11 protein-coding genes and 1 other annotated feature are annotated in these 12,632 nt (G+C 37.2%); of the genes, 9 read left to right on the forward strand and 2 right to left on the reverse strand.

The window, feature by feature from the left end; translation table 11 throughout:
• Positions 1-36 precede the first annotated feature (36 nt).
• The 7 genes from MKY37_RS17670 to leuS all read left to right on the forward strand — a co-directional run bounded on the left by MKY37_RS17670 (position 37) and on the right by leuS (position 9,770).
• Positions 37-1,221, forward strand: coding sequence for an MDR family MFS transporter (locus tag MKY37_RS17670; protein WP_340779005.1), 1,185 nt, complete (start codon positions 37-39; stop codon positions 1,219-1,221).
• A 1-nt stretch (position 1,222) separates the two neighbouring features.
• The gene (locus tag MKY37_RS17675; protein ID WP_340779006.1) at positions 1,223-2,566 is read left to right on the forward strand and encodes a sigma-54 interaction domain-containing protein; all 1,344 of its coding nucleotides are present in this window, start codon (positions 1,223-1,225) and stop codon (positions 2,564-2,566) included.
• Positions 2,567-2,860: 294 nt separating this feature from the next.
• The gene (locus tag MKY37_RS17680) at positions 2,861-4,204 is read left to right on the forward strand and encodes a GntP family permease (RefSeq protein WP_340779008.1); all 1,344 of its coding nucleotides are present in this window, start codon (positions 2,861-2,863) and stop codon (positions 4,202-4,204) included.
• A 47-nt stretch (positions 4,205-4,251) separates the two neighbouring features.
• Complete coding sequence (locus tag MKY37_RS17685; protein WP_340779009.1) at positions 4,252-5,019, forward strand: 3-hydroxybutyrate dehydrogenase; 768 nt, start codon at positions 4,252-4,254, stop codon at positions 5,017-5,019.
• 678 nt (positions 5,020-5,697) lie between these two features.
• Positions 5,698-6,387: a CoA transferase subunit A gene (locus tag MKY37_RS17690; RefSeq protein WP_340779010.1), complete on the forward strand. Its 690-nt coding sequence runs from the start codon at positions 5,698-5,700 to the stop codon at positions 6,385-6,387.
• Positions 6,388-6,400: 13 nt separating this feature from the next.
• Positions 6,401-7,054: a 3-oxoacid CoA-transferase subunit B gene (locus MKY37_RS17695; RefSeq protein ID WP_340779011.1), complete on the forward strand. Its 654-nt coding sequence runs from the start codon at positions 6,401-6,403 to the stop codon at positions 7,052-7,054.
• A 48-nt stretch (positions 7,055-7,102) separates the two neighbouring features.
• Positions 7,103-7,315 (forward strand) — a binding site (T-box leader).
• A gap of 43 nt (positions 7,316-7,358) precedes the next feature.
• Positions 7,359-9,770, forward strand: coding sequence for a leucine--tRNA ligase (gene leuS, locus MKY37_RS17700; protein WP_340779012.1), 2,412 nt, complete (start codon positions 7,359-7,361; stop codon positions 9,768-9,770).
• Positions 9,771-9,921: 151 nt separating this feature from the next.
• Here the strand turns inward: leuS and MKY37_RS17705 are convergent, their stop codons facing one another.
• Positions 9,922-10,581 carry a hypothetical protein gene (locus tag MKY37_RS17705; RefSeq protein ID WP_340779014.1) on the reverse strand — a complete coding sequence of 220 codons (660 nt, stop codon included), beginning with the start codon at positions 10,579-10,581 and terminating at the stop codon, positions 9,922-9,924.
• The gene (locus MKY37_RS17710; RefSeq protein WP_340779016.1) at positions 10,574-11,092 is read right to left on the reverse strand and encodes an RNA polymerase sigma factor; all 519 of its coding nucleotides are present in this window, start codon (positions 11,090-11,092) and stop codon (positions 10,574-10,576) included. The genes MKY37_RS17705 and MKY37_RS17710 overlap by 8 nt, the downstream gene beginning before the upstream one ends.
• A gap of 205 nt (positions 11,093-11,297) precedes the next feature.
• Here MKY37_RS17710 and MKY37_RS17715 point away from each other — a divergent pair, with 205 nt between their 5' ends.
• Together MKY37_RS17715 and MKY37_RS17720 are read left to right on the forward strand one after the other, a co-directional pair.
• Positions 11,298-11,708 (forward strand): VOC family protein, encoded by a 411-nt coding sequence (locus tag MKY37_RS17715; protein WP_340779018.1) that lies wholly within the window; start codon positions 11,298-11,300, stop codon positions 11,706-11,708.
• Positions 11,709-11,769: 61 nt separating this feature from the next.
• The gene (locus MKY37_RS17720; protein ID WP_340779019.1) at positions 11,770-12,477 is read left to right on the forward strand and encodes a DNA alkylation repair protein; all 708 of its coding nucleotides are present in this window, start codon (positions 11,770-11,772) and stop codon (positions 12,475-12,477) included.
• The last annotated feature ends 155 nt before the right edge of the window (positions 12,478-12,632 follow it).

Here is a 12,632-nt window from a genome sequence, read left to right on the forward strand (position 1 = left end):
TATTCTTCTGAGTACAATAGAAGTGAGGTGTTTAAATTGCCTAAAGCAGTATGGTTTTTAATAATCGGAATGTTCATCAATACAACGGGAAATTCTTTTTTATGGCCGTTACATACTATATACATGCATGATCATCTTGGGCAAACGCTAACAATGGCTGGGTTTGTGCTAATGATTAATGCGGGAACAGGAGTTATTGGTAATTTATTAGGAGGATTTCTATTTGACAGAATAGGTGGATATAAATCTATTATGTTTGGGATTATATTGTCAATGGTCTCATTAATGCTCTTAACATTTTGGCATGGTTGGCCAGAATATATTTGGTTTGTTGCTATTCTTGGTTTTAGCGGGGGTATTATTTTCCCAAGCATGTATGCTTTAGTAGGGAGTGTCTGGCCCGAAGGTGGAAGAAAAGCTTTTAATGCAATTTATTTGTCTCAAAACTTAGGAGTGGCAATTGGCCCTGCGGTTGCAGGCTTAGTTGCGGATCATAATATAAATAATATTTTTCTAGCTAATTTATTGACTTATGTATTATTTCTTGTGGTAGCGGGAGTTTATTACCGCAAAATGTCAGTAGCTCCTAATATAAATGCTTCAATAATGAAAAGCTCTAAAAAAATCAAACAAAAAGCACCATTTTATGCAATGATGATTGTATCAATTGGTTATATGCTTACGTGGGTCGCTTATGTACAATGGACATCCACTATTTCTACCCATGTTTTGGATTTAGGTATTACTTTAAAAGAATATAGCATGCTTTGGACGATGAACGGTGCTCTAATACTATTAACTCAGCCACTTATTAAGCCAATTATTAATAGGTTGGAGCATCGAATTAAAACACAGATGGTGATTGGTATAGTAATATTTATGGCTTCTTTTGTTGTTGTTTCTTATGCTGAAGATTACACAATGTTTATCGTTGCAATGGTTGTCCTAACACTTGGAGAGGTATTCATCTGGCCAGCAGTACCGACATTAGCCGGACAGCTAGCACCGAAAGGGAGAGAAGGATTTTATCAAGGTATTGTGAACAGCATGGCTACTATAGGAAGAATGATTGGTCCGTTTGCTGGAGGAATTTTAGTTGATGTTTATGGAATACAAGCCATGTTCTTAGTTTTTACTTTACTTATAGCGTTAGCAATAGTTCCTACCCTTTTATACGATCGCCCACTTAAGAAAGTAGCACCTGAGAAGGATGTGAATTGATTTGGAGAATTTACAAAAAAACCTATCAACCTCTGTTCTTGCTGAAATTTTAGAAAATGCTTTTCAATGGTTTGTTGTAGTAGATGCAGATTCGAAAATTCTTTATATTAATGAGGATTATTGTAGCTTTCTTGAAGTAAAGCGTGAGGAAGCGATAGGGAGACCTGTTGCAGATATAATTGAAAATACCAAAATGCATGAAGTTATTAAATCAGGGGTTCCAGATAATGCTTCTCCCCATTATATAAAAGGCACATATATGCTTGCGAATCGTGTACCCCTTTTTGTTGATGGTAAAATTGTTGGCGCTTTTGGTAGTGTCATTTTTCGAGATATGTCTGATTGGAAAAAGTTAAGTTCTCATGTTCGAAACACAATGGAAAGAATTCAGTTAAATATAGAAGATAATAGTTACACAGAATACAGATTAGGAGATATTAAAGGAACTTCTCCAGCAATTCGAAAAATAAAAGAAACAATTGAGATAATTGCGCCAAGTGACCTTCCAGTGTTAATCGAAGGAGAAAGTGGAACAGGAAAAGATATGTTCGCTCATAGTATCCATCAGCTTTCTGAACGCTCTGATTACCCTTTTGTTAAAGTAAATTGTGCTGCAATACCACCAGAGTTGCTTGAGAAAGAAATATTTGGAGTACTTGATCATAACAACGGGACCTTACGAAACGGTCGATATAAGCAAGCAGATAAAGGAACTCTCTATATAGATGAAATTAGTGCACTTCCTCTGACACTTCAAGCGAAGCTTTTAAGAGCGATGCAGGAAGAGGAAATTACGCCACTGAATTCGGAGAACAGCGAAAAAGTAAATGTTCGTATTGTTGTTTCATCAAATGTTGCTCTCTCAAAGCTAATTGAGGAGAAGAAGTTCCGTGCGGATTTATATTACCGTTTACAAGCAATTACTCTATCCATTCCACCATTAAGAGAACGAATGGAAGATTTTATAGATATACTCAACTATTTTCTTCAAAAATTTATGCTTCAGGCTGGTCGTAGACATGTCACTTTAGCAACAAAAACTAGGGAAATACTTCAGTCGTATCACTGGCCAGGCAATGTAAGGGAATTACAAAATATTTTGCAAGCAGCGGTTTTCTTAGCGGAAAACGATATTATTTTGCCATCTGCCCTTCCTTCACAGATAAAACTAAGTAATGTACCTTCTTTCCAAACTACTGGAACGCTCGAGAACATTTTAGCAGAAGTAGAAAAGAAAGTGCTTCAGTCTTACTTAGAGGAAGAATCAGATAAAATAAGGATTGCAAAGCAACTTGGTCTAAGTAGATCCACATTGTACGAAAAAATAAAAAAACACAACTTATGACCTAAATCCGATTTATTGGACATTTATCCAGTAAATCGGATTTTTTGCATTTTAAATAAACATTGTATTTGTTGTTTTTAATAATGAAATAATCCGATAAATCGGATTATTTTCATTTGGACTCTGAACGACCCCGTCACAATTTCTATTGAATGAAAATTTAGATTATGTTTTAATGACTTATGAAAGCGCTTTTATAATTGGTTGTAAGTTTGATAGATAGATCCAGAAATCCGATTCTACTGCAGAGAAACGGTGGTTGATTACACTATTAAAATACAGGGGGATTTGTTTATGGATGGTAGTATTCTAATGAGTATGATTGGGTTAATAGGAGGTCTTGTTCTATTAATCGGTTTAACTTTAAAAGGGGTAAATATTATTATAGTTGGACCGATATCTGCTTTATTTGTGGCATTAATGAGTGGTATGCCACTGTTTCCACAATTAGTAGAGGATGGCGTACCTAACTTTGTGACCAACTATATGTCAGGATTTACGGGGTTTATCATGTCCTGGTATTTAATGTTCTTATTAGGTGCGGTTTTTGGAAAGGTTATGGAAGATAGTGGTGCGGCGGATTCAGTTGCAAAAATGATAGTGGACAAATTAGGGATGAAATTTGCTGTCCTAGCTATTGTTATTGCGTGTGCAATCTTGACCTACGGTGGAGTTAGCTTATTTGTAGTAGCATTTGCAGTGTACCCAATGGCTATTTCTTTGTTTAAACAAGCAGATTTGCCACGTCGTTTTATACCAGCAACGCTTGCTTTAGGATCTGTAACATTTACAATGACTTCTGCTGGATCACCAGAAATTCAAAACTGGATTCCAATGGATTATCTTGAAACAACACCATATGCTGGATGGGAAGTAAGTATAATTGTTGCAGTCTTTATGGCAGTATTTGGTTACTGGTGGCTGAAGAAAATTATTACGAAAGCAGTAAATAACGGTGAGCGCTTTGAAGATAGAAAAACTGATCCTACCTTTGATACAACTCGTGCATTACCGAATCCGTTTCTAGCATTTATCCCATTAATAGTAGTTTTAGTTATATCATATATTTTCCACGATGAATTAAAGCAATCTGCACTAATCTTAGCATTACTTGGTGGAATCATTTCAACATTTATCGTGAGTTGGAAATACTTTAAAAGCCCATGGGAAGCAGTTTCTGCTGGTACAATAGGGGCTATTATAGCAATTGGTAATACAGCTGCAGTAGTAGGATTTGGTGGTGTAGCAAAAGCTGTTCCTGCATTTGGTGTAGCAGTAGATGCTATGGCTAGTATACCGGGTTCTCCATTAATAGGTGCTGGTGTAGCGGTATCGGTGATCGCAGGTATGACAGGATCTGCTTCTGGTGGTCAAACAATTGCATTACCACTATTAGCACCAGGTTATATTGATGCAGGAGTAAACCAAGAAGCGTTGCACCGTGTTGTAGCAATCTCATCCGGTGCATTAGATTCCCTACCACATAACGGATATGTTGTAACAACGATTCAATCAATCTGTGGAGAAAAACATAGTGCTGCCTATTGGGCTGTAGCGGCAACAACAGTTGTAACACCTTTAATAGGGTTAGCGATTGCGATTATATTATTCTCATTTGGTTTAGGTATAGGTAGTTAATTTTTCAGTCCATCAAGTAAAAGGGTTGATAGTTGGAGGTTAAGCGTATGGTAAAAGATAGAATACTTCTTATCACGGGAGCGGCACAGGGTATTGGCTTTGAAATTGCACAGGAATTTTACAAAGCAGGTGCGAAGGTTGTTCTAACAGATATAGATGAAGAGAAGGTAAAGAATGCTGCAATAGCACTAGGTAATGATGTACTTGGGATTAAATGTGATGTGACAAACGAGGAAGATATTATTAACTCCATTAATCTAACCGTAAGAGAGTACGGACGAATTGATATATTGATTAATAATGCTGGAATGCAGCATGTTTCAATGCTAGAAGATTTTCCGACTGAACGCTTTGAACTATTGATAAAAATAATGCTGACGGCTCCATTTGTGGCTACTAAACACGTTCTTCCGCATATGCGGAAGAATGGATTCGGTAGAATTATTAATATGGCTTCTATAAATGGTTTAGTTGGTTTTGCTGGTAAAGCAGCCTATAACTCAGCCAAACATGGAGTAATCGGACTTACAAAAGTTGCAGCTCTTGAGACAGCTGCAGATGGGATTACAGTAAATGCTGTTTGTCCAGGCTATGTGGACACGCCGCTTGTTCGAAACCAATTTAAGGATTTAGCGAAAGTACGTAATGTACCAGTTGAATCTGTTTTAGAGGAAGTATTATATCCTTTAGTTCCTCAGAAAAGATTATTAGATGTAAAGGAAGTTGCTGATTTAGCTTTGTTTTTAGCAAGTGATGCAGCTAAAGGGATGACGGGGCAAGCAGTTGTCTTGGACGGTGGCTACACGAGTCAATAATTTCATAAACTATATTAAACTTTTAGAAGAATAAGACATAATACTATTGATTTCCGTTTCAGGCGGATTACAAAGGCTAAGCGCACCACCTTTCACTTCAATCAACGGAGTGTGTATTACTCAATAGTAGATTTAGCAGAGCTTATCGCTAGGACAATAGAAATTAAATTAAGTAAATGTAGTGATAATCATACTCTGTAATGGTTGTTTAAATTCAACACTATTATTTAGTAAATAGACTATAAGATATAGTTAGTACTTACCCAATAAAGAAGCGAAATAGGTAACGAAATTGCATCTTCATGGGCTTGCTCTAGGCATTAGAAAGAATCTTTTCTCTCATTATACAAAAATGCACTGAACATGTTCCTATAGTTGAAGAAGGGCAATGGACAGTTATTCGCCATAAAATTACCGGAAAAGTTGGCAGGTCGTGACTATCGTCACGACCTGCCTTCCCAATAATTACTCGTTAATAATCTAGCGATAAATCTGTCCAAAGTGCCTACGGAAACGGTAGATGCGGGTTTTGATTTTACAGGTTACTTGCACATTATTATATCTAGATGTAGGAATTATGAATCGTAGAAACAGATTTAGGAAAATAGTTTGCTAAGTTATCGGATATTTGAGAAAATAATAATGTATCAAGCTTACAAATGGAAGGGGACTGGGAGCATGAAACCTATTTATAATTCAGCTAAAGAAGCTGTTGCGGGAGTTCAAGATGGAATGACACTAATGGTTGGAGGCTTTGGACTTGTTGGAATTCCGGAGCAGCTAATTTTAGCATTAGTCGATAAAGGTGTGAAGGACTTAACAGTAATCTCCAACAATTGTGGTGTAGATGAATGGGGTCTAGGACTACTACTTAAAAATAAACAGATAAAGAAAATGATAGGATCATATGTTGGAGAAAATAAAGAGTTTGAAAGACAGGTAATCTCTGGTGAGATAGAGGTGGAATTGACACCACAAGGAACGCTGGCAGAAAAAATCCGCGCTGGTGGTGCAGGAATTCCAGCTTTCTTTACTCCTGCTGGTGTAGGAACCATAGTAGCAGAAGGAAAAGAAGTGCGAGTCTACGATGGAAAAGAGTATGTGCTGGAAGAGGCACTGCGTGCTGATTATTCTTTTATCCGCGCAGCTAAGGCGGACAAATTTGGGAATCTTATTTATAATATGACCGCGCAAAACTTTAATCCAATGATGGCAGCAGCAGGTAAAATTACAATTGCAGAAGTAGAAGAAATTGTAGAAACAGGAGATCTAAATCCAGCTCAAATACATACACCGAGCATTTATGTTCAAGGTCTATTCCAAGCAGAACAGGAAAAAAGAATCGAACGTTTAACGACACGTTCTTAAGGAGGAGTTTCGATTGAATTCACGTGAGAAGATTGCAAGAAGAGCAGAAAAAGAAATCGAAGATGGAAACTACGTAAACCTAGGAATAGGAATTCCGACTTTAGTAGCTAATTTCATTTCACCAGATAAAACAGTCGTTTTACAATCTGAGAATGGCCTGCTTGGCATTGGACCATACCCAACCGAGCAAGAAGTAGACCCTGATCTTATTAATGCTGGGAAGGAAACAGTGACTACTATTCCGGGCTCTGCTTTTTTCAATAGTGCGGAGTCATTTGCGATGATTCGTGGAGGACATGTCGACGTAGCTATTTTAGGTGCAATGGAAGTATCCGAAAAAGGTGATCTTGCTAACTGGATGATCCCAGGAAAGATGATTAAGGGAATGGGCGGAGCAATGGACCTAGTGCACGGTGCTAAGAAAATTATTGTCATTATGGATCATTGTGCAAAAGACGGTTCTGCTAAAATAAAAAAACAATGTGAATTACCTTTAACAGGTAAAGCCGTTGTGAATAAAATAATAACAGAACGGGCAATGATAGAAGTAACTGAAAATGGACTTGAATTGAAAGAGGTATTCGAGGGTTATTCGGTTCAAGATATTATCGATGCTACAGATGCTGAGCTTATAGTCAATAATGTTAGAGAAAATGTTTCTATCTAACATCAGCTTGTTTTTTAATGTGGAATCCATTATTATTAAATCTAATAGAAGTCGACTGTGAAAAGGATTAGTAGATAGATCTCGTTTCTTTAGAGAGCTAACGGATGGTGTAAGTTAGCGTAACGAATTATTGAACTCGCCTTTGAGTCTGTGTAAGTGAACTGATAGTAGCTTATACCGTTTTCCGCGTTAAGGAATCAAGTTGAGTGAGGTTTTCACTAATTTGGGTGGTACCGCGTGAGTATATCTCTCGTCCCTTAGTTTTTTTAAGGGGCGAGTTTTTTTATTTTGAGGAGGAGTTACGATGAGCTTTAATCATGAAGCAATTGAAAAAAAGTGGCAAAAATATTGGCAGGAGAATAAGACGTATAAGATGACGGATGATCCATCTAAACCAAAGTTTTATGCATTAGATATGTTCCCTTATCCTTCAGGAGTAGGTCTTCACGTAGGGCATCCACTTGGGTATATAGCGACGGATATTCTAAGTGCATTTAAACGCAAACAAGGCTATAACGTTCTTCATCCAATGGGATGGGATGCATTTGGACTTCCAGCGGAGCAATATGCAATTGATACGGGGAATGACCCTGCAGAATTCACTGCGAAAAATATTGCCACATTTAAACGTCAAATGACAGATTTGGGATTTTCATTTGACTGGGATCGAGAAGTTAATACGACAGATCCTTCTTATTACAAATGGACACAATGGATTTTCATCCAGCTGTACAAAAAAGGTCTTGCATATGTAGATGAAGTGCCAGTAAACTGGTGCCCAGCATTAGGTACTGTATTGGCTAATGAAGAAGTAATCGATGGTGTGTCGGAGCGTGGGGGACATCCTGTAGAACGTCGTCCGATGCGTCAATGGGTGCTTCGTATAACTGCTTATGCAGACAGACTTTTAGAAGATTTAGATGATCTTGACTGGCCGGATAGCTTAAAAGAAATGCAACGTAACTGGATTGGACGCTCAGAGGGTGCAGAGCTTATATTTGAAGTGGACGGTACAAATGAATCATTCCGTGCTTTTACAACTCGACCAGACACTATATTTGGTGCAACTTATGCGGTATTAGCGCCCGAGCATAAGCTTGTGGATACAATAACAACTGCTGACCAAGCAGAAGCAGTGCAAGCTTATAAAGATCAAGTAATATTAAAAAGTGACTTAGAACGTACAGATCTTGCAAAACACAAAACAGGTGTATTTACAGGTGCTTATGCAGTTAACCCGGTAAGCGGTGAAAAAATGCCGATTTGGATTGCAGATTATGTGTTAGCATCATACGGTACAGGAGCTATTATGGCAGTTCCTGCGCATGATGAGCGTGACTATGAGTTCGCAAAACAATTTGATCTACCAATCGTGGAAGTAGTATCTGGTGGGGATATCGCAAAAGAAGCTTATACAGCCGACGGTACGCTTGTTAACTCAGAATTCTTAAATGGTTTAAATAAACAAGAAGCGATTTCTAAAGCGATTGAATGGTTTGAAGCGAATGGTAAAGGTGAGAAGAAAATTACGTATCGTCTACGTGATTGGTTATTCAGCCGTCAACGTTATTGGGGTGAACCAATTCCAATAATCCATTGGGAGGATGGCACATCGACACCTGTAGAGGAATCTGAGTTGCCATTAATGCTTCCAGTAACTACGGATATTAAACCAAGTGGAACAGGAGAATCACCACTTGCGAATATTACAGAGTGGGTAAATGTTGTAGATCCAGTAACAGGCAAAAAAGGTCGTCGTGAAACGAATACAATGCCTCAGTGGGCTGGTAGCTGCTGGTATTACTTACGCTACATCGATCCAAATAATGACGAGGCGCTTGTCGATCCAGAACTAGCAAAACGTTGGCTTCCAGTTGACATTTATGTAGGTGGAGCAGAGCATGCAGTACTTCATTTGTTATACGCACGCTTCTGGCATAAATTCCTTTACGACATTGGTGTGGTGACAACGAAAGAGCCATTCCAAAAGCTATTTAACCAAGGGATGATTCTTGGTGAAGGTAACGAGAAAATGTCTAAGTCAAAAGGGAATGTAGTAAACCCTGATGATATCGTGAAAAGTCATGGTGCTGATTCACTTCGTCTATATGAAATGTTCATGGGTCCATTAGACTCTTCGAAACCATGGTCTACAAACGGATTAGATGGTTCAAGAAGATTCCTAGATCGTATTTGGCGTTTACTTGTTGATGAAGATGGTAAGTTGAGTGCTAAAGTAACGAACACTTCTTCTGATAATATGGAAAAAGCGTATCACCAAACGGTTAAAAAAGTAACGGAAGACTTTGAAGCAATGCATTATAATACAGCCATTTCGCAAATGATGGTATTTATCAATGAAGGCTACAAAGCAGAGCAAATTTCAAAAGAATATGTAGAAGGCTTTGTGAAGCTGATTTCTCCTATCGTTCCACATATTGCAGAAGAACTATGGAGTATTCTTGGACATGACGATACAATCGTGTATGAAGCATGGCCAACTTTCGACGAGTCTAAATTAGTAGACAATGAAGTAGAAATTCCTGTTCAAATTAAAGGAAAAGTCCGTGCGAAATTACATGTTGCAAAAGATGCAACAAAAGAAGAGTTAGAAGCATTAGCTCTTGCATCTGAACAAGTACAACAATGGCTAGAAGGGCAAGAAGTGAAGAAAATTATTGCCATACCAGGTAAAATGGTCAATATCGTAATTTAATGCAGCTTTTATAAAGAGATTTGACCATAAGTTACACGAATGTTTAAAATCATCTCGACTCTATGTTTTTCATAGAGTCGAGATGATTTTTTTGTTAGGTTTATGGTTAGAAACATTGTTGATTTGTGATTTGGCTCGTAACTTTTCAAACTTAATCTAAAATCGGTTCTATTTTTGGAAAATCTGGATTTTCCAAGAGATCATTGCCCCCAGCCATTAGATATAAGTAAAGGTTTCCCCCAGGAACGATTGTTGCTTTTAATAGCTGACCGGTATCCTTCGAGTAGAAATAACGGTCATTACCACTCGTTGGAGTAAGAAATTTAAAGCCATTGTAATCATTAAACAATTTGTTAAAAAAGTTTTCATCTACATTCATGAATATGATTGAATCTAATTTTTCTTGGTAAAAATAGAATCGCGCAATACCATCATAATCCAATATGAAGTCTGCATCACTACCATCCTCGTAGTCACCAATTGTATAATTTTCACCTAAGTGTTCTATTACTTTTGATTGTGAGTCACCTAATGTTACTCCATGAAGATAAAGTAAACCTTGTTCCTCGGAGAATGTAGGTTTGGTAAAATCTAGCTGCACTTCGGTTGCAGTCTGTTGTTCATTTTCCAAAAATATTTCGTTGAAGACAAATAGGATTGCGCTTATTGTCAAAATAGTGGTGATCACTACATATCGCCATTTATGTTTTGATGTTCTTGAAGTATTTTCTAGCTCATTGACTACGTTTTGCATTACACGTTGTTTACTGGCTGTTAAATCTTTCACTTCATTAGGGATATAATTATTCATTTAAAAGTACCTCCCATTCTATTCCTTTCAGTTGCTTTCTTAATAGTTCTTTACCTCGCCTTAATCGAGTTTTTACTGTACCTTCTGGAATAGATAAAATATGTGCAATCTCTGTAATTGTCATTTCATTAAAATAAAAATAAATAAGAACTTCTCGCTGTTTTAAGGGTAATTCTAGTATTGCTTCTCCAATTATTGCTTGCTCATCTTTTTTTACTAATTCGTCCAAATTTCTTTTACTAGCATGTGAAAATAATTTATTTTGTAATTGGACCTTTCTATAGGTCCAACTCTTTAAATAATCTTTGCTTTTATTAATAGTCATTGTTGTTAAAAAAGCCTTTAACTCACCACGTTCTTCATAATGATACTGATTATGAAAAAGCTTGATGAATACTTCTTGTACAATATCCTCTGCCGCTTGGAGATCCTTGACGTAGTAATAGGCCAAACGTATTAAGGGTTCTGTATATTGAAACATTAATTCTTTTAGATCATTAATATTCAACAAAACCACAACTCCTTCCGTTATATATTAAACGATTCTCGAAGCATTGAAGTTTGTATTTTTCTGAAAATATTATAACGTTAAGTAGGGTTCGAATCCATTCGTATTTTAATCATGGCCGTGTAAGTTCCAAAAAATGATATGATGGAAATAGATAGTGAATTGAAGTTTCAAAGAGAAAGATAAAAATATGTGGGGAGTGTATGCAATGAGTACGTTTATTAAAAGAGTGGGGACTACATACATACCTGTTGTAGATCCGGAGAAATCATCGAAGTGGTATCAGGAGATGCTTGGAGCTTTTGAAAACTTTAGAAATGCTGATAAAGCAATCTTAGAATTTGCTGATCAAAGCTTCTTTCTTGTTAAGGCTAAAATAGGGGAGAGGTCTGGGTTTTTGGATAGCTATGAACAGGAACATTTTACAATAACTTTTGAAGTTGATGGAAGTGAGCAATTGATAGAATTTCATGACTTTCTTAAGGAAAAGGGAGTACATGTTGGAGAAATAGAAGATCGGGGACATCCAGGAAATAATTTTGTTTTCCACGATATAGATGGAAATATGTTTGATGTATGGAGTGAATTGAGTCCTATTTTCAAGGGAAAATTGGATTAGTGATGTTTGAATGGGCAAAAGGTCAGGTGAAAAACTCAAAAAAAGAGGGAAGTGCTAAACGATGAATATGGAAATGGTTATGCAGGAGCTTGAATCGCTTGCCAAGGAACGAACTAAAAAAATGTACATATCCAATGGTGCGCAGGAGCCGCTTTTTGGTGTGGCTACAGGTGTTATGAAACCAATCGCAAAGAAAATAAAAATAGATCAAAATTTAGCTGAAGAGCTTTATGCCACTGGGAACTACGATGCAATGTACTTTGCTGGCATTATTGCAGACCCAAAAGCCATGACGGAGTCGGATTATGATCGTTGGATCGATGCGGCGTATTTTTATATGCTATCCGATTATGTAGTCTCTGTTACTTTATCTGAATCGGATATTGCACAAGAAGTTTCTGATAAATGGATCGCAAGTGGTGACGAGCTGAGAATGTCGGCAGGTTGGAGTTGCTACTGTTGGCTTCTGGGGAGTCGGAAAGATGTTGAGTTTTCGGAAATCAAGATTTCTAATATGCTTGATCTTGTGAAAGATACGATACATGATTCGCCAGAACGAACGAAATCCGCTATGAATAATTTTCTATACACAGTGGGGATTTCCTATCTGCCACTACATGAAAAGGCGGTCGAAACCGCAAAGGCAATAGGTATAGTAGAAGTTAAACGGGAAAAGAAAAAAAACAGTTTCCTAAATGCTTTCGAAAGTATTCAAAAGGAAGTAGATAGAGGAAAGCTTGGTTTTAAACGCAATTATGTAAGATGTTAAAATTAGCCTCGCATCATCCTTTTTAAAAGTACCTTTTAATGAAGTTAATAAAGCTGCTTAGCCCTTATTCGGGATAAGCAGCTTAATATTGTTTTTTGGTTATTCCAACTAAAAAGATGCTGTTTTTTTGCTGTGCACAAAATTGATTTCCATTC

Origin of the sequence: Psychrobacillus sp. FSL K6-2836 (assembly GCF_038003085.1) — a bacterium.
In the GTDB taxonomy this organism is placed as follows: Bacteria; Bacillota; Bacilli; order Bacillales_A; family Planococcaceae; genus Psychrobacillus.